Source organism: Barnesiella sp. An22, assembly GCF_963931395.1.
Classification (GTDB): domain Bacteria; phylum Bacteroidota; class Bacteroidia; order Bacteroidales; family Barnesiellaceae; genus Barnesiella; species Barnesiella merdigallinarum.
In genome coordinates, this window is the sequence record NZ_OZ007014.1 from 1,000,229 (window position 1) to 1,023,575 (window position 23,347).

The 23,347-nt window shown below is 46.2% G+C and carries 21 protein-coding genes and 1 pseudogene; 15 read left to right on the forward strand and 7 right to left on the reverse strand.

All coding sequences use genetic code 11. From position 1 onward, the window contains the following. Positions 1 to 53 precede the first annotated feature (53 nt). The 4 genes and pseudogenes from ABGT88_RS04080 to ABGT88_RS04095 form a co-directional block, all read left to right on the forward strand. Positions 54 to 1,814 (forward strand): annotated as a pseudogene (locus tag ABGT88_RS04080) (DNA topoisomerase); the annotation flags it as partial. Positions 1,815 to 2,055: 241 nt separating this feature from the next. Continuing rightward, complete coding sequence (locus tag ABGT88_RS04085) at positions 2,056 to 2,256, forward strand: hypothetical protein (protein WP_087409611.1); 201 nt, start codon at positions 2,056 to 2,058, stop codon at positions 2,254 to 2,256. Positions 2,257 to 2,413: 157 nt separating this feature from the next. After that, positions 2,414 to 2,896 carry a pyridoxamine 5'-phosphate oxidase family protein gene (locus ABGT88_RS04090; RefSeq protein ID WP_025279160.1) on the forward strand — a complete coding sequence of 161 codons (483 nt, stop codon included), beginning with the start codon at positions 2,414 to 2,416 and terminating at the stop codon, positions 2,894 to 2,896. Then, positions 2,897 to 3,187 carry a nitrous oxide-stimulated promoter family protein gene (locus tag ABGT88_RS04095; protein ID WP_025279161.1) on the forward strand — a complete coding sequence of 97 codons (291 nt, stop codon included), beginning with the start codon at positions 2,897 to 2,899 and terminating at the stop codon, positions 3,185 to 3,187. Between the two features lie 60 nt (positions 3,188 to 3,247). On the opposite strand, the gene ABGT88_RS04100 is transcribed toward ABGT88_RS04095, so the two are convergent. The 4 genes from ABGT88_RS04100 to ABGT88_RS04115 all read right to left on the reverse strand — a co-directional run bounded on the left by ABGT88_RS04100 (position 3,248) and on the right by ABGT88_RS04115 (position 6,148). Then, positions 3,248 to 3,547, reverse strand: a complete 300-nt coding sequence (locus ABGT88_RS04100; RefSeq protein ID WP_025279162.1) for a cupin domain-containing protein — start codon at positions 3,545 to 3,547, stop codon at positions 3,248 to 3,250. A 129-nt stretch (positions 3,548 to 3,676) separates the two neighbouring features. Then, positions 3,677 to 4,099, reverse strand: a complete 423-nt coding sequence (locus ABGT88_RS04105) for a hypothetical protein (protein WP_025279163.1) — start codon at positions 4,097 to 4,099, stop codon at positions 3,677 to 3,679. 5 nt (positions 4,100 to 4,104) lie between these two features. Next, positions 4,105 to 5,775, reverse strand: coding sequence for a hydroxylamine reductase (hcp, locus tag ABGT88_RS04110; protein WP_346700590.1), 1,671 nt, complete (start codon positions 5,773 to 5,775; stop codon positions 4,105 to 4,107). A 22-nt stretch (positions 5,776 to 5,797) separates the two neighbouring features. Next, entirely contained in the window at positions 5,798 to 6,148 is a 351-nt protein-coding gene (locus ABGT88_RS04115) for a DUF488 domain-containing protein (protein WP_025279165.1), read from the reverse strand. 402 nt (positions 6,149 to 6,550) lie between these two features. On the opposite strand from ABGT88_RS04115, the gene ABGT88_RS04120 reads away from it, so the two are divergent. From ABGT88_RS04120 to ABGT88_RS04145, 6 genes are read left to right on the forward strand one after another with little or no spacing between them, the layout of a single operon-like run. Continuing rightward, positions 6,551 to 6,760 carry a hypothetical protein gene (locus ABGT88_RS04120; protein ID WP_025279166.1) on the forward strand — a complete coding sequence of 70 codons (210 nt, stop codon included), beginning with the start codon at positions 6,551 to 6,553 and terminating at the stop codon, positions 6,758 to 6,760. Between the two features lie 45 nt (positions 6,761 to 6,805). Then, positions 6,806 to 7,891 (forward strand): PRTRC system protein E, encoded by a 1,086-nt coding sequence (locus ABGT88_RS04125; protein WP_025279167.1) that lies wholly within the window; start codon positions 6,806 to 6,808, stop codon positions 7,889 to 7,891. A gap of 4 nt (positions 7,892 to 7,895) precedes the next feature. Next, positions 7,896 to 8,117 carry a PRTRC system protein C gene (locus tag ABGT88_RS04130; protein WP_016274015.1) on the forward strand — a complete coding sequence of 74 codons (222 nt, stop codon included), beginning with the start codon at positions 7,896 to 7,898 and terminating at the stop codon, positions 8,115 to 8,117. 35 nt (positions 8,118 to 8,152) lie between these two features. Beyond that, a complete protein-coding gene (locus ABGT88_RS04135) occupies positions 8,153 to 9,250 on the forward strand; it encodes a hypothetical protein (protein WP_025279168.1) in 1,098 nt (365 codons plus the stop codon). After that, positions 9,247 to 9,951 (forward strand): prokaryotic E2 ligase family D protein, encoded by a 705-nt coding sequence (locus ABGT88_RS04140; RefSeq protein WP_025279169.1) that lies wholly within the window; start codon positions 9,247 to 9,249, stop codon positions 9,949 to 9,951. The genes ABGT88_RS04135 and ABGT88_RS04140 overlap by 4 nt, the downstream gene beginning before the upstream one ends. Beyond that, entirely contained in the window at positions 9,948 to 10,736 is a 789-nt protein-coding gene (locus ABGT88_RS04145) for a PRTRC system ThiF family protein (protein WP_025279170.1), read from the forward strand. Before ABGT88_RS04140 ends, ABGT88_RS04145 begins: the two co-directional genes overlap by 4 nt. 65 nt (positions 10,737 to 10,801) lie before the next feature. Here the strand turns inward: ABGT88_RS04145 and ABGT88_RS04150 are convergent, their stop codons facing one another. Genes ABGT88_RS04150 through ABGT88_RS04160 form a run of 3 tightly spaced genes read right to left on the reverse strand, consistent with a single transcriptional unit; the run spans position 10,802 to position 14,538 of the window. Beyond that, positions 10,802 to 12,898 (reverse strand): glycoside hydrolase family 97 protein, encoded by a 2,097-nt coding sequence (locus ABGT88_RS04150; protein WP_087409593.1) that lies wholly within the window; start codon positions 12,896 to 12,898, stop codon positions 10,802 to 10,804. 23 nt (positions 12,899 to 12,921) lie between these two features. Beyond that, a complete protein-coding gene (locus ABGT88_RS04155; protein WP_087409592.1) occupies positions 12,922 to 13,941 on the reverse strand; it encodes a FecR family protein in 1,020 nt (339 codons plus the stop codon). Between the two features lie 9 nt (positions 13,942 to 13,950). Further along, positions 13,951 to 14,538: an RNA polymerase sigma-70 factor gene (locus ABGT88_RS04160; RefSeq protein WP_087409591.1), complete on the reverse strand. Its 588-nt coding sequence runs from the start codon at positions 14,536 to 14,538 to the stop codon at positions 13,951 to 13,953. Between the two features lie 196 nt (positions 14,539 to 14,734). Between ABGT88_RS04160 and ABGT88_RS04165 the strand changes: the two genes are divergently transcribed. From ABGT88_RS04165 to ABGT88_RS04185, 5 genes are all read left to right on the forward strand, one after another. Continuing rightward, on the forward strand, positions 14,735 to 15,130 hold the full coding sequence (locus ABGT88_RS04165) for an STN domain-containing protein (protein ID WP_346700594.1): 396 nt from the start codon (positions 14,735 to 14,737) through the stop codon (positions 15,128 to 15,130). A 127-nt stretch (positions 15,131 to 15,257) separates the two neighbouring features. Further along, positions 15,258 to 18,548: a SusC/RagA family TonB-linked outer membrane protein gene (locus ABGT88_RS04170; RefSeq protein ID WP_346700596.1), complete on the forward strand. Its 3,291-nt coding sequence runs from the start codon at positions 15,258 to 15,260 to the stop codon at positions 18,546 to 18,548. A 21-nt stretch (positions 18,549 to 18,569) separates the two neighbouring features. Then, positions 18,570 to 20,303, forward strand: a complete 1,734-nt coding sequence (locus ABGT88_RS04175) for a RagB/SusD family nutrient uptake outer membrane protein (protein ID WP_087409438.1) — start codon at positions 18,570 to 18,572, stop codon at positions 20,301 to 20,303. A gap of 26 nt (positions 20,304 to 20,329) precedes the next feature. After that, entirely contained in the window at positions 20,330 to 21,892 is a 1,563-nt protein-coding gene (locus ABGT88_RS04180) for a SusF/SusE family outer membrane protein (protein ID WP_346700599.1), read from the forward strand. 17 nt (positions 21,893 to 21,909) lie between these two features. Then, positions 21,910 to 23,322, forward strand: coding sequence for a glucan 1,6-alpha-isomaltosidase (locus tag ABGT88_RS04185; RefSeq protein WP_346700601.1), 1,413 nt, complete (start codon positions 21,910 to 21,912; stop codon positions 23,320 to 23,322). Positions 23,323 to 23,347 lie beyond the last annotated feature (25 nt).

Consider the following 23,347-nt stretch of genomic DNA (forward strand, 5'->3'; position numbering starts at 1 on the left):
CTTTGGATAATCTTTTACTTTGGATAATCACGCTTATCACAACTTTAGATAATCGTGAAGGGGAACTCATCTTCCGCTATATCTATGAATACCTCGGCTACACCAAGCCTTTCCGCAGACTGTGGATATCGTCGCTCACAGACGAGGCAATCCGTACCGGCATGGCGAACCTGCGCGACGGTCGTGAGTACGACAGCCTCCATGCCGCCGCAGATTGCCGCGCGAAAGCCGACTGGCTTGTGGGGATGAACGCCAGCCGCGCCCTCGCCTGCGTGTCGGGCACTTCCAACAGCTCAATCGGACGTGTGCAGACACCCACGCTGGCTATGGTGTGCGCCCGTTTCCGTGAGAACCGTGATTTCGTGTCCTCCCCTTACTGGCAGCTCCATGTGACTCTCTCCAGGGACGGCAGTCTGTGCCGTTTCTTCCACAAGGATGATTTCAGGGAAAAGACACAAGCTGACGCCGCCTTCTCCCGTATCGTACCCGGTGCCACGGGGCGTGTCACCAAGGCGGAATGCAGGCGTTCCGACCGCCAGCCTCCGCTTCTTTACGACCTCACAGCTCTCCAGAAGGACTGCAACGTACATCACGACATGACCGCCGAAAAGACTCTGGCCGTGGCGCAGTCGCTCTACGAGAAGAAACTGATATCCTATCCGCGAACCGGGAGCCGTTACATACCGCAGGATGTCATGCGAACCGTGCCGGAACTGCTGCAAAAGGTGTGCGCCATGCCGGAATTCCACGCCTACGGCACTGCTTTTGACCTTTCAACGCTCAACAACCGCAGCGTAAACGACTCCAAAGTGACCGACCATCACGCTCTGATTGTCACCGGTGTCACCTCCTCGGGCATTTCAGGCGACGAACGTGCCGTCTATCTGATGATTGCCGGGCGTATACTCGAAGCATTCTCGCCACCGTGTGTCACCGAAACATACCTGACCGAAGCCGAAATCTGCGGGATGCCGTTCCGTTCCAAGTCCTCGTCCGTCGTAATACCCGGCTGGCGTGCCGTGTTTGACCGCAAGGAGGACCGTGGCGAGGATGAATCCGATGAAAATGCGGCTTGCCCAGCCTTTTCAGTTGGTGACACCGCACCGGTTTCGGGACAAGGGCTGGCGCAGAGGAAGACCATGCCGCGTCCGTTGTACACCGAGGCCACCCTCCTTGCCGCAATGGAATCGTGCGGCAAGGATATCACCGATGAGAAGGCGCGCGAGGCTGTCCGCGACATAGGCATCGGCACGCCCGCCACTCGTGCGGCCATTATCGCCACGCTGGTGAAACGCGACTACATACGTCGTTCCGGCAAGAGCATCGTACCCACCGACAAAGGTCTGGCACTGTACGATGCCGTAAAGGATATGCTCGTGGCGGATGTAGGCATGACAGGCAGCTGGGAAAACACACTGTTGCAGATTGAACGGCACACTCTTGAACCCTCTACCTTCATGAACGCCATCGTCGGCTATACGCGCAAGGCCACCACTGAAATTCTCGGAATAACCGTGCCAGTCACCCCGGTACATTCCCGACCGTGTCCCAAATGCGGCAAAGGGAATGTCGTCATTCGAGCCAAGACTGCCCGGTGCGATAACACAACCTGCGGTCTGTTGGTATTCAGACGATTCTTGAACAAGGAACTCACGGACGGCCATATCGAGCAGTTGCTGTCATCCGGCAAGACTAAGCTGATAAAGGGATTCAAGGGAAAGAAGGGAAATTCATTCGATGCCATGCTTGTTTTCGACGGCGGCTACAATGTCACGCTCGCTTTCCCGGACAGGAAGACTTCAAGAAAGAGATAGGACAGTGAATGCCGTCATTCGGATTCGGAGGCGAAGTTCGTGGCTCGCCCGTTTCCACCGTCAAGGCCGGGCCTTGCGGTACGGGCAAAAATCATCCTCGCTTCGCTCCGGTATTTTTACCCGTAGCCTTGCCTGTGGAGGCGCGCCACGGGGGAGCCTCCGAAATCCGGATGACACCGTGTCACCCCGGTAAATATATATAGTTATGAAAGCATCTGCACTTATCACAAGGATCATAGGCATGAGGTGGCTGTGGAAAGCGATCCTGATACTCGCTTTGGCCGCCGTGTTCGGATACCTCTATACAAGGGGAGTATCACCTGTATGGGCGGCGTTGGCAATAGTCTTTTTCAGGGGATTCTTCCGATTCCTCTATAAAATTGCCTGCATCATAGTGGCGGCGGCACTGCTGTTCGCCATAATCAGCGGTCTGATTTTCTGAAATGTCACAATGCCATATGTCCTATAAATGTTAATCACAATATTTTATCGGATATGATAATGCTGTCTCTCTATCCGATGTGACTGGATGGTTATTGATGCTTCAGAAACAATCAGATTGTTATTCTTTTATTTTTTATTTTTCTTAAATTTGCAACATGAAGCAGATGAGAAAAGCAGCAAGGCAGAAAGATGAGGAATGGGCACTTAATGTGTTTGACCGTGCACCCTTTGTAACTATGTCAATGATTCGTCTGGACGGAACGCCGTACGGACTCCCGCTGTCGTTGATAAGGAGTAACAGACGCACGTTTTATTTCCATTGCGCCGACGAGGGGGATAAGCTGGATTGCATAAGGGCCAATCCCGTTGTAAGTCTGAGTGCCGTCAGTCGATGCACCCCGAAGTTTGAGGCCGAGAAAAAGAATTTTACGATGTATTATGACTCTGCCATTGCTTTAGGGGAAGCGGAGATTGTGACTGATAATTCGGAAAAGATTATGGCTTTGCGTCTGCTCTGTCAACGCTTTCTCCCTAAACATATGGAGAATTTTGATGAAGCGATAAAGCGCAGTCTCGAACGAACCGTTGTTGTAAAGATAACGCTCACAGAGCCGTCGGTTGGAAAATCCAAGCCATAGATGAAGATCAAATATGAAATCAAGGTGGTATGGCAGATGATTCGTCTATACTGCCGCTTGAAAGAAGGGTACAAAAATCTTTGTCCGGATTGTGAAAAACTGGCGGAATATGCGGAAAACCGTCTGCGCCATTGTCCTTTCGGTGATGAAAAGGGAAGCTGCCGTAACTGTAAGATACATTGTTACCGCCCGGATATGAAAGAAAAAATAAAAGAGGTCATGCGTTTTTCCGGTCCGAGAATGCTGTTTTATCATCCCGTCATGGCTATACGCCATTTGGCAGGGAAATAATAAAGACATCCGAGGAGTCTATGCTCTCCGAATGTCTTAATTGTGAAAGCCAGTACGGGATTATGCATTGAGTTTGGTGACAAGAACCTTGAACCGTTCCGTAGCCTTTAAGGAATGTTTCACACCCGGTGTCATAGTGAGCGCATCACCCTCTTTCAACTCAAGCACTTTATCCTCAATAGTGAACTCCATGCTTCCTTCTATTATCTGGACGAGCACGTCGGCATTAGCCGTATGTGTGGGAATCTCAAGTCCCTTGTCTACTGCCATAAGGAGCGAAAGCCCGCTATGGTTCTGCATGACAATCTCCTTTGCTATGGAGCCGTCCGCGTATGGAATTCTGTCTTTTAATCTGAACATGTCGTAAATTTATTTAGAGGTTTCTTTTTTTGCGAATCTTCATAGTGATGACAAAGCCGATGCCGAATATAAGAAAATATAATGCGGTGAAGGCAAGCCCGAGGCAGAGGAACAGTTCGGATGATATTCTCATGACTTGACTGATTTAAAGGTTTCCTGCAAACGCGGCGGTATTCGCCCGTTCATATATTTCTGCCATCCGGCATTCAGTATGATAAGGAGCAATATCCACCATTCGGGGTATTTCAGAAAAAGCAACGACAGGGTTATTGCTACCGCTATGTTCACGACAATCCATCCCCACAATCCGGCCTTCCTGAAATCAATCCTAACATCACCGGCAGCGGCCGCCACGCGCCACGTGCCGAGTCCGGACTCACAGACATATGCACAGTATGCCATGAGTGTGGAACCGAGAAGCGCCTCGGCAGCCGAATACCCGTGGTCAAGATGGAAATATGCTGCAAGCGACAGCGCCGCCAGCCAAAGGATGGCGTGTGCCGCCGCTATCACATATTTATGGATAAACCGATTCACATTCCGACCGTCCATTTCTTTCAGCCGATAAGGGTAGTCAGATCTTCGTCAACGGTGGTGATGGTACCTATATTGAACTTCTCCTGAAGCACTTTCAGAATTTCGGGGGTGAAAAACGCCGGCAGCGTCGGGCCGGTGTGGATATTCTTCACTCCGAGGCTCAACAGGGCCAGAAGCACTATCACCGCCTTCTGCTCATACCATGCGATGTTGTAGACAATCGGCAGATCGTTGACACTCTCCAGGCCGAAAGCATCCTTGAGAGCATTGGCAATCACGACGAGCGAATAGGAATCGTTACACTGTCCGGCATCGAGCACGCGCGGAACACCCTCGATATCACCGAGCGGAAGCTTGTTGTAGCGGTATTTGGCACAGCCTGCGGTGAGAATCACGCAGTCTTTAGGGAGCCTTTCCGCAAATTCCGTATAGTATTTGCGCGAGGGCATTCTGCCGTCACAGCCTGCCATGACCACAAACTTGCGGATTTTACCGCTTTTGATGAGGTCGATAATCTTAGGTGCCAGAGCGAGCACCTGGTTATGGGCGAATCCGGCGACAATCTCACCGTGCTCTATCTCTGTCGGCGGCTGGCATGTCTGCGCCCGCTCTATGATTTCGGAAAAATCCTTTTTGCCGTCCTTCCCCTCGAGGATAAAATGTGTGCCGGGCATTCCGACGACACCGGTCGTGTAGACGCGGTCCATGTAGGTGGTTTTCGGACGCGGGGGCACAATGCAGTTGGAGGTGAAGAGGAACATGCCGTTGAATGTCTCAAACTCGTCAATCTGCCGCCACCATGCGTTGCCGTAGTTTCCTGCGAAGTGGGGAAATTTCTTGAAGAACGGGTAGCTCTGGGCGGGGAGCATCTCCGAGTGGGTATAGATATCGACACCTTTGCCGGCGGACTGTTCGAGCAGTTCCTCAAGATCCTTGAGGTCATGACCGCTCACGAGTATGCCCGGATGGTTTCTGACACCAATGTCGACCCTGGTGATTTCGGGGTTGCCGTAGGTCGATGTGTTTGCCTTGTCAAGCAGCGCCATAGCCTTTACACCGCCCTCGCCCACATTAAGGACAAGCGAGAACAGTTCGTCCACATCTATGTCAGGACGGCTTATCTCGGCAAGGGCGTTCTCGATGATGACATATACATCTTCGTCCTCATAACCGAGGTTACAGGCGTGACGGGCATAGGCCGCCATACCCTTGCAGCCGTACATGGCAAGCTGTTTGAGACCTCTTATGTCCGGGTTCTTGTCGTGGAGAACACTTGTGATTTCTTCTTTAAGAGTACCTCCGTGTTCGATTACCTCATGTACGCCATATTCCTCCTTTGGAATATGATACGACACCTCAGGCATGAAAGGAGGCTCCATGCCGCGTTTTTTCGACTCTCCTTCGAGTTCGTTTTTCAGTTCGAGGGCTTTTGTGATATAGCCGTCGAGCATATCATTGTCGAAATTCGCGTTGGTGATGGTGGTGAACAGTGCGTCGACGATAAACCGGGATGCACCCTTGCTTGATGCGCCTTTCTCGCGCAACTGCCGGTTTACGATGGCGATTCCCCGGGCTATATAAAGGAGCTGATCCATTCTTGCAGACGTCTCGGGTTTCTTTCCGCATACACCTTGTATCTCGCAGCCTTTGCCGCGTGCCGTCTCCTGGCACTGGTAACAGAACATTTTCATAAGTGGAGGATATGTTAAGAAGTTATGTTGTTAGAAGATTATAGATCACAATAGCATTGTTATGTTGTTCGTCATGAGAGGAATAAAGTAACGTCACGACAGATTTCTGTGCAAGAAGATGTCGCAATGTCCCGAATGAAGGATTTTCCTCCAGTTCCTTGGTATATCGTATCTCAAATTCGGGCCAGCGGTCAGTGGGATCTTCATGGAACCATTCGCGGAGTTCTGTGGACGGCGCGATATCCTTATCCCACAAATCATAATGGAAAGTCTCGTGCGAGAGACCTCTCGGCCAAAGTCTGTCTATATATACCCTGAAGCCGTCTTCCGGAGAAGCGGGTTCGTAAGCCCGTTTTAATTGATATTGTGTCATAAACTGTGATATTACATATTACTATTTACTATCCAATTTCAACACCTGTATCTGCGGTATGGTTCATAATTAATAATGCGTCATTAGGATTGAATTTTATTTGAAATAAAGCATACCACAAAACTTGATATTAGTAGTACCCCGTTGAAAAATGACTGCATGAACCAGGGTCGAGTGGAATAGTCTGGCTGACAGACCCGAAGGAACTACCGGGCAAAATTAGCGCCCGCCTCTTTCGGACTGCAAGGCCGGGCCTGTCGGTTTCGGGAAAAATCATCCTCGCTACGCTCCGGTATTTTTCCCGAAAGCCTTGCATTACCGGAGTCGGCCGCTGTAATGCCCTTGTAGTTCATCGGGCTGCCAAGCCCGGATATTCAATAATAAATTAAAAAAGAAATGACTATGAGACAGGCTATCATGACAGCGGCACAGCCGGCGGTGACAATCCCGGTGCCGAAGAAAAGAATCGTCCGGATCCAAAGACCGGAAATCAAGTTTCCGTCACGCAGGACAGGGGGACCGGTGCATATCTCCACCATCCTGGATCCTATAATTGAGATAAGCCGCCATCCCGATCGCAACAGGCTTCTCGCTGAATTCTTCAAGGGATGAGCGCAGGCAATAACCGGAAATATTCACACTAAATACGATAAGAATATGTTTTTTCAATCAATGAACCAGATGATGACCCCTAACGTGGATATCACGTTGGTCATCCGCAAATCCGCCGAGGGACGCATGGCGGTGTCGGTGCTCCCGAAGTCAAACACACTCAAGGACGAGGCGCAGAACAGCATCGTGCCGCTGACACTTAACGGCACACCCGAAGAACTCGACTCAGGCTTCATGCAGGTGGTCGCACGTCCTATGCAAAAAGCATCAGGACTGATCTCCAACATGGCGCAGTTCGAGGCGCAGGCCAACAAAGCAGCGTCATCGAGCAAGGGAGCTAAGGAAGCCAAGACGAAAGAATCCAAAGAGGACAGGGAGAAGCGCGAGAAGTATGAAAAGAATCTCAAGAAGGCAGAGGAGCATATCGCCGCCAAGAGACACAAGGAGGCTGTGGACGCGCTTACCGAGGCACGCAAGTACGCCAAACCCGACGACTTGAAGACAATCGACGAGCGGCTTGACGAACAGAAGAAGTTAGTGGGACAAGGAGATCTCTTCGCAATGATGGAGGAACCCGAGCAGGCTCAACCGCAGCAGCCCCAAGTCCAGCAACCGGTGCAACAGCCCGCGACGGCGCAGGTACAGCAACCGCAGGCACAGCCTCTGCCAATGCCGGAACCTGTACCGCAAGTTCAACAGCAAACTGTTCAACAAACCGGGCCACAACAGCAACCTACCATGCCACAGCAGGAAATGCCGGCACAAGCCGCACATCCCGCTCAACAACCATACGGCAACCCAGGACAGGGATATGGTGGCCAGTACGGATATCCGCAACAGCCGCAGGGATGGCCGCAGCAGGCACATCCCAACGGTGGTTATCCGCAATATGCGCATCAAAATGGCGGGATGACGCCGCCAAACGGGGGACAACACGGCACGTATCCTCCCAACGGGCAGCCACGGTATGCGCAGCAGCCGATGCCATTCGAGCATGACATGGCAGCTCATGCACCAAGAATGGCGGACCCTGACGACGCTCCTCCTTACCGGCCGGAGGAATATGCAGACTACCCCGACTTCCCGGCATCAATGTTACAAGGAAACTATGTTCAACCTCAAATGATGTAAGACTATGGCACTCGAAATCACAGGAATCAAACGCGTGTTCACTTTCAAGAAAGGAACAGCCACAATCACACTTGACGACCCCAATCCATCGGACAGCCCCGAAATGGTGATGGGTTTCTATTCCAACACCTATCCCGAACTGACAACCGCCACTGTCCACGGTCCCACCATGAAGGACGATGCGGCGGTCTATGAGTTCAAGACCACAATCGGAACCAAAGGATAAGAACCAATGCCCGTAAAACCTAAAAAAGAGAACCAATGCAGACTCCTGAGCGAATCACAGTCGGAACAGCTCGCAAAACTGCTCATAAGCCAGACCGAGAGGCGCTATCATTACGGAGTGAACCGGCAAAGAAGAATTACAGCGCCCAGCGGTGCTGTAATTCTTTTCTGAAAACGACCTTCCAGAGCACAGTACCTTCGTTCATAATCAAGGATTATGGGGATGGGACTTTCAACATAATCACGCAGGAGAACTATGATTTCCTGCGTGATTCATATTTCCGATATGCGGAATTGTTGAACGTGAAGGCCGACCATACACCCGGCAGAACCCTGAATGATAGCATCAACCAGTTATTCTATGACTTGGAGACCATTCTCTCCGACAAGATTGGTCTGAATATCGAGATGTATGACGGCAGACTTCATTTTACACTCTGGAAATACCATCGCTGGGGAACCTGCGAGCTGTATTATTTCCCAATAAAATTTCTAACCCAAGTCAACGCCGAACTTAGACGTATAGCCATATCGTTCCTTAACAGGTTCATGCGCGCAAACGGGATAGGTTCAATATTGGATTGTGATGAACATGAGTGTATAATGGAAAGTATCCTTTGGGAACATGACACCAATGAGACAGACAAAGAAATTATCAAGGACAGGAAACGCATAGAGTCATATCAGACCGGCGCGATAAACAAGCTACTCAAACGTGTTGAAACAAAGTCATATCATGATGACATACACACTGCGTTACATGACTATAAGCCGGTTAGCGCATGGGAATCAAAACTGATAGACGCCATGCTGGACGGTATGGAATTCCTTGACCCGAAGAAACCGATAATGGATTATGACTATGACCCATATTTTGAGGAAGAGCCGGACATATATCCGGTGAGGCTGCACCGCCAGATCTGCATTGTTTATGAGGATGACGACATAGTGACAAGGACACTGATTGACTTCATAAACTCTGATTACCGGGAATCATACGAGATAATACCGGTGACAACCATGAAACTGACTCCTGACACCAAATCTCTCTTCAAAATATCGGATGAGTATCCCGAACGGTTCTTTCAATGGTCCGACAAATTCATTAACATCATAAGAAATTTTGAATCATGACAAATACTAACCAACTGACACGGGAGATAAGTTCCGTTATATATCCCAAGGCCGTTCTGATCGCCTATGTCAGCGAGGACGAGAAGAAGCATTTTCTGGAGATGCGTGCAATAGACAAGAATGGAAACATGGGTGAAGGACGCCCCGTGACCTTGGAGTTCATGAATGACCTTGTGAGAAATTATTCGGAAGTACATGACAGCACTCCATGCGGGATATTGCCGTCAAATCTGCTGTATTGCGATACACGCAAGGGGTCTGAACGGTATGTATGGTATAATCCGCCGCAAAGACGAATGATGTATTTTGTGGAAAGCCTGAAGATTGAAAATGCGGAATATAATGTTCCGGGAGTGATCTATGAATCAAAGGAAGGTGGCGGAATGAACGTGTATGCCTTCAAAGGAGAAGTCCCCACTCCGGAGACAAAACTGTACGCCGCCCCGTTTTTCAACGTCACGAGTGCCAGCGTGTGCATGGGGAATCCGAAAATTGAAAGTCCGAGGCAACCGACATTCGGAACATTTCTGGAATATCTTGAGAAAAGGTTCTGGCTGACGGAGTTCTCACACTTGGGCGGAGGCCGTAATCCTACGAAGTCCAATCTTGTGCTGGTGACAAAGGCCGCACGTGACAAACCGTTCAACCTCAATGAACTTATACCTCTGAATAATCTTAAACTAAAAGACCTTCTGAAATGAAACGTGTACATTATATTCACAATTACCTGCTCAATCCGCAGCATCCGGTTACGGTAAACCTTATAGGTGCCGGCGGCACGGGTTCACAGGTCCTTACAAATCTCGCCCGGCTCGATGTGACACTTAGGGCATTGAACCATCCCGGTCTATTCGTGACAGTCTATGACCCGGACATAGTTACCGAGGCCAATATCGGGCGTCAACTTTTCGGTTGGTCGGATATCGGGCTGAACAAGGCACAGTGTCTGGTGACACGGATAAACAATTTCTTCGGGAATGACTGGACTGCAATCCCGGACTTATATCCTGTATGTCCCAAGGATGTACGAAAGAATAATCTTGCCAATATCACAATTACATGCACCGACAATGTGAAATCTCGTATGAATTTATGGAAAGTGCTGAAAGCGATACAGGAATCAGACTACACCAATCATGGTACACCGATATATTGGCTCGACTTTGGCAATTCGCAGTCAAGCGGACAGGTTGTATTGGGAACTGTGCCAAGAAAAATAAAGCAACCGGAATCGCATCTTTATGAAACGGTAAGCTCACTGAAAGTGGTGACACGCCTTGTGCGGTACTCAAAAGTGAAAGATAATGATTCAGGTCCAAGCTGCTCCCTCGCCGAAGCATTGGAGAAACAGGATCTGTTTATCAACTCGACATTGGCGCAGCTCGGCTGCAACCTGCTGTGGAAAATGTTCCGTCACGGTATGATAGAGCATCAAGGCCTGTACCTAAATCTCGCTACTATGAAAGTAAATCCAGTCTCAGTATAATTGAAAATCTACAATAAACAGGCGAAAGAAATTTTCTCTCGCCTGGATAAACTAATTATTTAAATTTAATCTACTGGTTTTATTGAAATTGCGAATCCGCCGCCACGAGCCATATGGATTTTGTCTTTTGACGTACTGTCTACCGTCTTGGTGGTAATGGTATAAACTTCGGGATTGTCGAAGCCATCGCCATCCGGAGCATCGGCATAAATGGTTGCTTCATACGTTTTACCGGGTGGCAGGAAGTTGTAATCAAGTGTATAGTCTCGGGCATTTTCATCAGTAACGCCTCCTACATACCATGCATCGCTGCCTTTGTCTTTGCGGGCGACTACGATAAAATCTCCCGGTTCTGCATCAAGATATACACTTTTGCTCCAATCAACCGGTACGTCTTTGATAAATTGGAATGCGTCCATGTGCTTTTGATAGTGCTCGGGCATATCCGCAGCCATTTGTAAGGGGCTGTACATGGTGAGATACAATGCAAGCTGGTTGGGGATGGTCGCACGCTTCTGTTTACCTTGACCGCCAGGCGCAAAATCGGTTATCTTCATACGGAATATGCCCGGAGTGAAGTCCATAGGACCTCCTTTAAGGCGGGTAAAAGGCAGTATGGTGCAGTGTTGCGGACTCATGTCGGCGAATTCCTGTCCCATAGCACTTTCGTTGCCTACGAGATTGGGGTATGTGCGGCATAGGCCTGTCGGACGTACAGCCTCATGGGCATTTACCATAATATGTTTATCTGCTGCTTTTTTTACAGCATCGAGATAGTGCTTTACCTGCTTCTGACTGTAATGATGTTCTCCTTTAGGTATGATATTACCGACATATCCACTTTTCACTGCGTCATAGCCGTATCGCTTCATCAAGTCGTAGGCGGCGTCCATGTGGCGGTCATAATTATCGACCGAAGAGGAAGTTTCATGGTGCATCATCAATTTGATACCTTTGCGGTGGGCATAATCATTGAGTGCAGCGATGTCAAAGTCGGGGTAAGGAGTGACAAAATCGAATACATAGTCCTTCTCTTTGCCGAACCAATCCTCCCAACCGATATTCCAGCCTTCGACAAGAAGTTGGTCGAAACCATGCTCTGACGCAAAATCAATATATCTCCGCACATTCTCATTATTAGCCCCATGAATGCCATTCGGTTTGGCTTTTGAATAATCAAAAGTCGCAAGATTGAAATTATCGGCCCATGTATAGCTCCATGAACTTTTGCCGGTAATCATTTCCCACCATACTCCCATATATTTGGTAGGATGAATCCATGATACGTCGTCCAGAATACATGGATCGTTCAGATTTAAAATAAGATTTGATGCGAGAATGTCAGTTGCTTTCTCTCCTACGGTGATGGTGCGCCACGGCGTTTTAAAGGGAGTGTGTATAGTTGCGATCGTACCGCCTTGTCCGGGCGTGAGATGGCTTTTAAATGTCATTGTGGTGTCATTGAGTTCGAGACTCATCGCAGGGAAGTCGACCAATGCCGCCTCGTGGAGATTAAGATAAAGACCATCGTTGGTTTTTAGCATCAAGGCTGTCTGCACTCCCGTAGGTGAGAATCTTTGTTGCGACGCATTATTCATGAAGTTGTCGTCGGCGTGTGCGCGTATTTCGCTTAGGCGTGATGTAGTGTATTCATATTCCTGGGTGTCATAATCTCCGGGGATCCACCATGCCGTATGGTCGCCAGCCATTGCTATCTGTGTGGCTTCGTCTGCGATTACAAATGCTTTGGCCGTCTGCTCAGGGAATATATATCGGAAGCCGAAGCCGTCATTATATGCTCGGAACTCTATGTCCATTTTCCGGTCGCCCTGTTGGAGGTTGACGATCATCTGTGTGTAACAGTTCTCGATAGTGTCGTTTTCGCCCCATACTGGTGTCCATGACTCATTGAAATCAGAGCGTTCGATGCCTGTTATCTTGAAATTGTCGGTTAGAGAGGTTGTATCTTTAAGCACAAAGCCCAGCAAAGAAGGAAGAACGATGTCGTTGCCTTTGTACTTTGCGGAGTAGGATGGCTCGCCTTTGTCTGTGAGAGTAAAGGCAATCTCGATATTGCCGTCTGGCGAAAGCAGATTTTCAGTGGTAGAGCTACAGCTGGTAAGGACAAGGGCAATAGCGAATAATTTTATATGTACATTCATATGAAAGATTCGATTATATGATTTTAGGAAGGCATTATGCGGATTCTTGATTTAAATTTGGTTGTATCGTTGGGGGATTTCAGGTTCTCAAATTCACACGTCACAGGAGCGGCCAATTCAAAGAAACGCACCACCTCGCTTATGTTCTCGCCGTTAAGAATCATCCGGAATGTTCTCTCTTTCAATTCTGGCGCAATATCGAACTCAACATCATATATTTGCTGAAGCCTATTACAGATATTAAAAAGAGGTTCATCCTCAAAGATTAACGTGCCATTTCTCCAACAGCAATATTTTTCTGTATTTATATGGTTGCTAATTGTTGGACGGCCATCTGCTACTGCCAGATGTTCGCCGGGATTAAGTGTCATTGATTTACTTTCTACTTCTACACTTACTTTACCATCGACTAATGTTATGGAAGCGGACGAGTCATAGGCATTTACATTGAATTCCGTACCGGTTGCCGTGACTGTCATATATGGAGTCTTTACATTAAATGGATGTTTCGCATCAGCTTTGACATCAAAGTATGCCTCTCCGTGTAATATCACATTCCTCACATTGTCATCCATCATGGGGTCATATTGCAATGAGCTGTTTGCGTTAAGCCATACGATTGTGCCGTCTGGAAGAACCGTGCTGCTGAGACAGCCAAAAGAGGTGGTGATTGTCACATCAGCAATATCTCGTCCCTCCGATGGCCTATAAATCAGATATCCTACCACTGCAAGTAGTGGCAAAATAGCAACAGCTGCAATGCGCGACCAATATCCGAGCAATTTCTTGAATATTGCAAAACGTAAAGATACAATACCGGTCTTACGAAGCACTTTCAATTCTGCGCTTACGGTATCTATATCGTTTATATCTAAAGTCGGATTCAAGACTGCCCATATATCCTGTTGTCGCTGAAAGTATTTTCTATTTTGCTCATCCGACTCAATCCAACGCCGTAATTCCTCAATCTCATGCGATGAAGCATTACCCATCAGATAACGGCTAATTAAGGAATCTATCGTATTATTCATGTTATTATCCATCGTAATTTCTTATAAAAGGTGTTGAAACGTTAGAATCCAATATATGATGATCTTATAATCTTTGAGATGCTGTTGAAGAAATTTTACCGTTTTGCTGACGCGAGATTCCACAGTCCTAACCGAAATATTGAGTTTCTCGGCGATTTCGGTATATTTCAGATTATGTGTTCTTGACAACCTATATGTTTCAAGAACATCCGGTTGGAGCTGTGAGAGCAGATTGTCAATAGCGTCACTCAATTCCGAATACATGACATGTTCATCGGCCGGCAGGGACATGATAATCTCATGGTTCATATCCTGATATAGGGTCTTGACCTTGCGGTGCTTGATTTCGTCTAAAGCAAGATGCTGTACTAAGGATATAAGATATGTCCTCAGTGATGTCCGAATTTCAAGAACTTTTCGGTTCGTCCAGATTTTCACAAATGCTTCCTGGACTATATCTTCGCATGTCTCATTATCCGGGATGAAACGGGATGCGAAGATTACAAGGTCTGAATAATAATGTCGAAAAATTTTAACAAACGCTTCATGGCTGTCTATCTTCAAGGCAGCCACTAAAAGCATTTCGTTTTCAAATTTTTCGTTTTCCATGTTATGATATTTGTTGCGAAGTTAATTATTATTACGCTCGCTTCCAAGCACTTCAAACAAAAAATGAATAAATTGAAAATTTTGTACTTTCTCGATGTGGATTATTTTTTCACAATCGTTCTTTATTTAGATTACCATAAAAATCTATAAATTACCTCAAAAATCATACCAGAAAACAATACCTCATATCAAAATAATGGAAAAAACAAATTTACATCCAATGCGCAGCCGTTGGCATCTGATGTTTAGGGCTATGCTCTTCCTGATGATGTTTGGCTATGGGCTATCTGCCTACGCATCCAACAGCAAGGTATCCATTGATGTCGATGGAATTGCCTTGGAAAATGTTCTTAAATCCATAGAACAGCAGACAAAATACCGGTTCATTTATAGCAAAGAGACTATAAATGTAAATGTTCCCGTAACACTCAAAGTCAAGGATGAAGCCTTGACATCAGTCCTTAATAAACTTCTTGCCAATCATGGTATAAGCTATGTTATCGACAAAAAACAAATTGTACTCAACAGTAGGTCGACTAAGGTAAATAAAAAAGACTCTGCATCCAAAGGTAATCAAACAAAAAATGAATAAATTGAAAATTTTGTACTTTCTCGATGTGGATTATTTTTTCACAATCGTTCTTTATTTAGATTACAATAAAAATCTATAAATTACCTCAAAAATCATACCAGAAAACAATACCAATCATATCAAAATAATGGAAAAAACAAATTCACATCCAATGCGCAGCCGTTGGCATCTGATGATTAGGGCTATGCTCTTCCTGATGATGTTTGGCTATGGGCTATCGGCCTACGCATCCAACAGCAAGGTATCCATTGATGTCGATGGAATTGCCTTGGAAAATGTTCTTAAATCCATAGAACAGCAGACAAAATACCGGTTTATTTATAGCAAAGAGACTATAAATGTAAATGTTCCCGTAACACTCAAAGTCAAGGATGAGACCTTAACATCTGTCCTTGATAAACTTTTTGCCACGCATGGTATAAGCTATGTTATCGACAAAAAACAAATTGTACTCAACAGTAGGTCGACTAAGGTAAATAAAAAAGACTCTGCATCCAAAGGTAATAAGATTAAAGTTTCAGGTATTGTATCGGATCCCTCCGGGGAGCCTCTGATTGGAGTCTCGGTAAGGAGTGACGTTTCAGCAGTCGGTGTGTCAACCGATATTGATGGCCGATATGAAATAGAGGTGCCTGCCGGCAGTAACATTCTATTTTCATATGTAGGCTATTGCTCCGAAAATAAGAAAGCAGAGAAAAGCGGGGTACTGGATGTCACTCTAACCGAAAACTCTCAGCTGTTAAGTGAAGTCGTGGTTATCGGCTATGGCACAATGGATAAGAAAGAACTGACGTCGGCGATAAGCCATGTTGGCGAGAAAGACTTCTTGACTATCAGTTCATCAGACCCAGCCCGTTTGATTCAGGGAAAAGTATCCGGAATGTCGATTTCAAATACTGCAGCAGCCGACCCCAACAACACCTCAAGCATCCAGATCAGAGGTGTTTCCTCCCGCTCAGCAGGTCTAAATCCCCTTATCGTAATTGACGGTGTACCAGGTGGAAGTATGGCAAATCTGAACCCGAATGACATCGCGTCTTTTGATGTGTTAAAGGACGGTGCGGCTTCAGCAATCTACGGCACACAGGGGTCGAATGGCGTTATTCTTATAACTACAAAGAAAGCAAGTAAGGACGGCACATATAATGTTACATATTCAACCACTCTTTCATGGGATAAAGTAAATAAGGATCTGGATATGATGAGTGCCGATGATTATAGGAATGTCCGTCTTCCTTGGGGTGACAATGGAACAGACCTTGGAGGAAACTACGATTGGTTTGATGGAGTTAGCCGCACAGGCTTTGGCCATAACCATAATATTAGTGTTTCAGGTGGAAATGAACGTGCTAACTTTCGTGTCAGTGGGGATTATAAAAATTCACACGGCGTAGATTTACGTTCAAAACGAGAAGAGTACGGAGGTAGAGCTTCCGCCGGACTGAATTCCAAAGGTGGGCTTTTTAACCTGAATATCAATCTTGCGCCACGAATTATTTCCAGTGATGCTGCTGATTGGAACGTATTCAGAAACGCAATTTCAGCGAATCCGACAACCCCGTTGATGGATAGAGAAGATCCGACCCGCTATTACAATTTCTTTGGTCAGACAAGTGCCTATAACCCGGTGGAAGTACAGAAATTAGAGAAAAATCATACTGATACCCAATTGATTGATATGGATGGCACTGTGAAACTCAATCTGTTGCCTCTTCTTTGGACAGGTAGTAGGGAGTGCCCAATTACATTGAATACTCAGATTACGTTTGCAGAACACCGTTATACATATGACCAAACATGGTTCCGTCCGTCAACAAGCACATTGGCCGTCAACGAAGGTTTTGAAGGTCAGGCTAGCCGTTCCTATTCAAAGAGCAGGCAGGATGTTTTGGAATGGATAGGCAATGCCACCGGTAAATTTGGTAAAAACAATGTAAAGCTAATGCTTGGTTATTCATACCAGTATTTTCAAAATTCCGGTTTCAGCGCTGAAAACAGCGATTTCCCGAATGATGGATTAGGTGCTGATAATCTTGGTTCTGGTGAATACGCTAAAGATGAAGGTATTATCGGGATGAGTAGTTATAAAAATGACAGTAAACTCATTGCCTTTTTTGGTCGTGTCAGCTATGACTGGGATGGCAAGTACCTTATGACTGCATCAATAAGACACGAGGGTTCATCAAAATTTGGCAAAAACCACAAATGGGGCAATTTTCCCGCCGTTTCAGTTGGATGGCGCATAAGTAATGAAAATTTCATGGAATCGACACGCTCGTGGCTGAATGATTTGAAAATCCGTGCTGACTACGGCGAAAGCGGTAATCAGAATTTCGACAGCTATATGTCGTTGGCAACAATGAGCGGCTACGGCTATGCTTATATAAATGGCCATTTTCTGCAAGGATGGGGAGCATCTAAGAATCCTAACCCTGATCTGAAATGGGAACGTGCGAAAAACTGGAATGTCGGACTTGACTTCTCGATGTTCAACAACCGGTTCTCTGGATCGTTGAACTACTTCCGCAGAAGAACGGAAGATCTGCTCGGCGACTACAATGTCTCGGTCCCTCCTTATATGTGGCCTACGGCTTTTGTGAACGTCGGTACGATGGAGAATTCTGGCTTTGAGTTTGATCTGAATGTAAATGCCGTGCAGACACGCGATTTTACCTACAGCTTCAATGTCATCGGCTCCACGATGAAAAACAAATTTATCGATTTCAGTAACTCAAAATATATCGGCCAGGATTTCTACAACATGTGTGAGACGGAAAATCCGTTTCCGTACTATTATCTGCAACGCATTGAAAAAGGTCAGTCGATTGGAAATTTCTATATGTGGAAGTATCATGGAATCGATCACAACGGCGAATGGCTGGTTTATGACAGAAACGGAGATGTGATTTCGGCCAGCCGTGCGACTGAAGAGGATAAAGTGAAAGTTGGCAATGGTCTGCCAAAATTCACCATGTCAACGACTCATAATTTCCGTTACAAAAACTTCGACCTTGTCCTTTTCTTCCGTGGCGCTTTCGGATTTGATTTGTTCAATATCCACGATTTCTATTATGGCACACGCAAGTATAGTGGAAATATGTTGAAGAAAGCATATGGTAAGAATTTTAAAATAAGTTCAACCGGCTCTCATGCCGTAACTGACTATTTCCTTGAACGAGGCGACTATTTCAAACTTGACCAAATCACTCTTGGCTATACTTTAAATGTCCCCAAGGCAAAATATATGAATAGCTTGAGAATCTACGGAGCGGTAACAAATGTCTTTACGATTACCAAGTTTTCCGGGGTTGACCCCAGTACATATCCTGTCAATGGCCTTACGCCGGGAGCGCAAGGGTCGTGTATGTACTATCCGACAACCCGGCAGTTTATCCTCGGAGCACAGATTGAATTCTAATTAACAAAAATGATCGACATCATGGAAAAAAACATCATAAAATCCTTGTGCATCGTTTTAGGGATCATGTTTCTATCAGCATGCACAAACCTCGACGAAACCATCTATGACCAGGTTGAATCGAACAACTTCTACAATACACGAAAGGACGTTGAAAGAGTTGTAGCACGACCCTTCGAGCACTGTTATCATATGCTGCAATTCCGCCACTTCCTTCAGGAGCTTCCCTCCGATCAGATTATCTCTCCGTCTCGCGATGGATGGTGGGATGACGGTGGCCGATGGCGGCGTTATCACTATCATACATGGACTGCGGAGGATGATTACTTCGAGTTTCTCTGGAACAGTGGCTTCGAAGGCATCGGTCAGTGCAATTTCGGCATAGAAGAACTTGAAAAAATCGATAAGGCGAAATTTAATTTCACCCAGGAAGAGATTGACGGCTACATAGCTTCATTGCGTGTATTGCGGGCATTCTGCTATCTTAGCCTGCTCGATGGTTTCAGGAACATTCCCTATGTAGTGTCATTCGAGGATCAGACTAAAAACACTGAGGGGCAAGTGGAACCACAGGTGATTTTCAATTTTATTGAAACTGAGCTATCAACACTCATACCCAAGCTGCCAAAGAAAGAAGCTCTCGGCACATCATCGGAATTTCTAAGCAAATGGACTCAAGCAGGTGCGGCAGCCCTACTTGCAAGGCTATATCTGAATGCCGAGGTATATGTTGGATCAGAGCGATACACAGATTGCGCTAAACTCTGCCAGGATATTCTTGACGGTGTATATGGAACCTATGAAGTGGCAAATCGTTGGGACGCTGCATTTGATTGGGACAACAATACCTGTGATGAGGTCATATTTGCATTCCCGAATTATCCCGGTGGTAATGAATATTGGAATTATCATGCAAATACATATTGGTGGACTGTTCCTGCGAATGCCCATCTATACCTTAAAGATCAAAAGTGCAAAGCAGGTGGACACAACACCAAATATGCCGCCGCTCCCTCATATGACTTGACAGGCAAGCTTTATACCGATGAATTGGGAATGCCTATTCAGAAATTCCGTAAATACCCCGGCGATGAACGAATGAAACTTTACAAGAATCTCGGCAATGGTAGGCGTGAAGGTTTATTCCTTTATGGCTATCTTGAATATACTGATGATAATGGTAAAGTTAAGAAGGTTCGTGCTCCGGAGCGTGACTATGACTTATATATCCGTGACGCAGTTGGTGATTTCCAGAACCTCGATCCTGAACTTTGGCCATCAAACAAAACCAGCTCTATGACAACCGGCGATCATAATTCAGGATGGCATTATGTGAAATATCCCATGTACAGCGATGATGACCCACACCAATTGGAAGCGGCATATGCCGAAATTCGTCTCCCCGAAATTATATATATGCTCGCCGAATGCAAGCTCCGTTCCGGAAACACCCCGGATGCCGCTGCGCTTCTGAACAGCGTCAGACGCAGAAACTATCCGGTTGAAAATCTTTCAGAAGTCCTGTATGAGCCTGAAGGAAGCGCGAAATTGGATATGCAGGAAATGCTTGACGAATGGGGGCGTGAATTCTTTGCCGAAACTCGAAGAAGAACAGATCTGGTAAGATATGGCAAATTCAGTTCAGGCAAATGGTGGGATAAAACTCCTGACGTCGACAACCATACGGATATATTCCCTATACCATTCAAAGCACTTCAGGCTAATCCACATCTGGTGCAAAACAAAGGTTATTAACAAATCCATCACTCATCAATAGAACTATGAATAGAATTAAATTATCTCAAGTCCTGATGTTTTTCTTCACATTATGCGTAATGAGCTCTTGTGAAGGAGAGAAGGATTTGATTGTATCTGACTTTAAAAGTCCGATACATACTAAAGAACTGTATCTTGTAGGTGATGCAGTGCCGACCGGCTGGTCATTCGAAGATCCAACTCCGATGCAATGCTCCGAGACGGATCCATATATATTCGTTTACAAGGGCCAACTGCATGAGGGAGAATTCAAGGTGAGTCTCGCACCGACATCAAGTCTTGATGTGGATTTCATCCGTCCGATGTATTATGGCCAGGAAATAGGTGAGGAACCGCTTGAAGCGGTCAAGTTCCAGATGCATGCCGACAACCCTGATGAAAAATGGCTTGTTGTCGCCAACGGCACCTATGAACTCACTTTTAATCTGCGCGACTGGACACTGAGCACCGAATATCTCGGTGAATTCGTGCAGCCGGAGGTTGCGCCTATCGAAACGGAGACCCTCTATATTGTTGGATCGGCCACATCAATCGGTTGGAACGTAGGGAATGCTCTCGAGACAGCTAAGAAAAGCAAATATATTTTTGAATATGAATGTTGGTTGAACGAAGGTGAACTTCGCGCCACCACTAAAAGAGCCTGGGGCTATCATATTCGCCCGGTAACAGACCATGTCAAAATCGGGAAAGACGGAATAGAAAATGAAAACTTCATGTATGTTTGGGATCCCGACATCAATTGGCTTGTCACCGATCCAGGCAATTATCATCTGACATTCGACCTTGAGAATTGGACTCTTAAAACCGAATTCCTTGGTGGAGAGAATCCCGACCGACCGTCGGATAAGGATCCGATTGAGACCTCTACATTGTTTATGGTCGGCGATGCTACTGTGAATGGATGGAACGGTGATGCCATGACGGCATTGACTCGTGATGCGTCAGACAGCCATGTTTTCACCTATGAGGGCAATCTTTATGCCGGAGAGTTCAAGGTTTATCCCAAAAGCGGAGATGAATATCCGTCGTGGGATGCGATCCGACCGTTGGGCGGAAACAGGCCGATTACTAAGACTGACATAACAGAAGAAGAATTCGATTATTCTCTTAACCCTGACTACAAGTGGGTTGTAAAAGATGCCGGGAAGTATCGTCTGACCTTAAATCTAAGTAAATGGACGATGAGCTGCAGCTATCTCGGTACCCTTGAAGATATCGAGATACCGGTAAACCCGATTGAGACCGAAGAATTCTTCATTCTGGGAGACGCCGCTCCTTCTGGATGGGATATATATAATCCCACCCCCGTCACACGAGTATCAAAGTATATTTTCGTGTATGATGGGCATCTCAATGCCGGGCGCATGCGTGCGACTCCTGTCAAGGACTGGGGAATTCATGTTAGGCCGAAATCTGATAACTCACCCATTGGCATCAACGGAGTTGCGTCATCAGGATTCATATATACTGCGAATCCAGACTATAACTGGAACGTAGAGAAAGCTGGAAACTATAAATTAACTTTCGACCTCGAACATTGGACAATTAAAGCCGAATATAAAGATTGACAAACACTCACTGAAGCATGAAAAAATACTTATTCTTCACGATTTTGAACATCCTTGTCATCATGATGGCTGGATGTTCAGACGATCCGAACTATGTTATGAATCGTCCGGATGTGCATGAACATCCCGAACTGACAGACATCGCAGGCTTCCATTCTTACAAAGCCCCATTATATTGGAGTATATATGAAGCGTGTCTCGACCAACAGGATCTGCCCGTTGAAAAACAGCACTTTTCTTTAGAGCAATGGAAGGAGGTTATCGATTGGGTTGCGACTGAACTCAAACCTCATGGATACGATATGGTATGCACTGATGGCTTCCTTGATACGCAATGTGTAGATGGTATCTTCAAAACACATTATGGAGGTACTGCTTACAGGGATATAATCGATTATGCACATTCCAAAGGTCTGAAAGTCGGAATATATGATATTCCGATGACATATACCTGCGCAGAACGCGATAAGGTTCCCGGTACTGAATATTCCATGGGCAGCCTTCTATATAATCCCGACATTGATGAAGTTATAAATCCGAAGGCTAATGAGCCGTATAAATATATAGTTATGTCGCATCCGGGAGCACGCGAATATATCCGGGCACTGATTAGATATTACAAAGAGCTTGGAGCGGATTTCCTTCGATTTGATTATCTGAGTCATTACGAAGATGGTTTCGACAGGAATAATATTGTCGGCAAAGGATATGGCCGTCAGAACTATGCCGATTTATTGGAGACTATTGCATTGGAAGCCAAAGAACAAGACATTATGGTTTCGCTTGTAATGCCACATTTATATAATGATGCCGAGATTGAAAAACGTTATGGCCATATGATACGTATAGTCCGTGACACTTGGACCGGGGGTTGGCTGCATACATCTTCTCATGACCGCGGCAAAATCTATAACCGTTGGCCGAATCTCAATAACCAGTTTGACGGTTTCACTTATTGGAGCCACTTGAGCGGCCGCGACAAGGTCATACTTGACGGCGATTTCACGATTGCCCATAGTTTTGAAACCGATGCTGAGAAGAAATTCTGCATCTCCATACAGTTGATGGCCGGAGGACCGATAGCTGTTGCAGACCAACCCGGTACCATTGGTGATAATTTAAAATACTACACAAACGATGAAATGTTGGCACTGAACCATGATCGTTTTGTTGGTAAACCGCTGTCAGATGTAGTTAATTCTGAAGGCAGTAATGTGTGGTATGGCCAAATGAGCAACGGCGATTACATCGTAGGTCTTTTTAACAGAGAGGACAATCCTAAAGTCTTCAATGTAGCTTTCGCGGACTTGGGAATCAGCAGTCCTATGAAAGTGCGAGACCTCTGGGAGCATGCCGATGAAGGCACCGCCTCGGCAATCAACGCGCAAATCGAGCCCCATGGATGCAAAATAGTAAGGCTTTCCAAATAATATAAATAGTTCAACCCCGAAAAAC

Coding starts and splice junctions, on each gene's coding strand:
- ABGT88_RS04085 (WP_087409611.1), top strand. CDS start 2,056: ATGAGGTGGCTGTGGAAAGCGATCCTGATACTCGCTTTGGCCGCCGTG.
- ABGT88_RS04090 (WP_025279160.1), top strand. CDS start 2,414: ATGAAGCAGATGAGAAAAGCAGCAAGGCAGAAAGATGAGGAATGGGCA.
- ABGT88_RS04095 (WP_025279161.1), top strand. CDS start 2,897: ATGAAGATCAAATATGAAATCAAGGTGGTATGGCAGATGATTCGTCTA.
- ABGT88_RS04100 (WP_025279162.1), bottom strand. CDS start 3,547: ATGTTCAGATTAAAAGACAGAATTCCATACGCGGACGGCTCCATAGCA.
- ABGT88_RS04105 (WP_025279163.1), bottom strand. CDS start 4,099: ATGGACGGTCGGAATGTGAATCGGTTTATCCATAAATATGTGATAGCG.
- hcp (WP_346700590.1), bottom strand. CDS start 5,775: ATGAAAATGTTCTGTTACCAGTGCCAGGAGACGGCACGCGGCAAAGGC.
- ABGT88_RS04115 (WP_025279165.1), bottom strand. CDS start 6,148: ATGACACAATATCAATTAAAACGGGCTTACGAACCCGCTTCTCCGGAA.
- ABGT88_RS04120 (WP_025279166.1), top strand. CDS start 6,551: ATGAGACAGGCTATCATGACAGCGGCACAGCCGGCGGTGACAATCCCG.
- ABGT88_RS04125 (WP_025279167.1), top strand. CDS start 6,806: ATGTTTTTTCAATCAATGAACCAGATGATGACCCCTAACGTGGATATC.
- ABGT88_RS04130 (WP_016274015.1), top strand. CDS start 7,896: ATGGCACTCGAAATCACAGGAATCAAACGCGTGTTCACTTTCAAGAAA.
- ABGT88_RS04135 (WP_025279168.1), top strand. CDS start 8,153: ATGCAGACTCCTGAGCGAATCACAGTCGGAACAGCTCGCAAAACTGCT.
- ABGT88_RS04140 (WP_025279169.1), top strand. CDS start 9,247: ATGACAAATACTAACCAACTGACACGGGAGATAAGTTCCGTTATATAT.
- ABGT88_RS04145 (WP_025279170.1), top strand. CDS start 9,948: ATGAAACGTGTACATTATATTCACAATTACCTGCTCAATCCGCAGCAT.
- ABGT88_RS04150 (WP_087409593.1), bottom strand. CDS start 12,898: ATGAATGTACATATAAAATTATTCGCTATTGCCCTTGTCCTTACCAGC.
- ABGT88_RS04155 (WP_087409592.1), bottom strand. CDS start 13,941: ATGGATAATAACATGAATAATACGATAGATTCCTTAATTAGCCGTTAT.
- ABGT88_RS04160 (WP_087409591.1), bottom strand. CDS start 14,538: ATGGAAAACGAAAAATTTGAAAACGAAATGCTTTTAGTGGCTGCCTTG.
- ABGT88_RS04165 (WP_346700594.1), top strand. CDS start 14,735: ATGGAAAAAACAAATTTACATCCAATGCGCAGCCGTTGGCATCTGATG.
- ABGT88_RS04170 (WP_346700596.1), top strand. CDS start 15,258: ATGGAAAAAACAAATTCACATCCAATGCGCAGCCGTTGGCATCTGATG.
- ABGT88_RS04175 (WP_087409438.1), top strand. CDS start 18,570: ATGGAAAAAAACATCATAAAATCCTTGTGCATCGTTTTAGGGATCATG.
- ABGT88_RS04180 (WP_346700599.1), top strand. CDS start 20,330: ATGAATAGAATTAAATTATCTCAAGTCCTGATGTTTTTCTTCACATTA.
- ABGT88_RS04185 (WP_346700601.1), top strand. CDS start 21,910: ATGAAAAAATACTTATTCTTCACGATTTTGAACATCCTTGTCATCATG.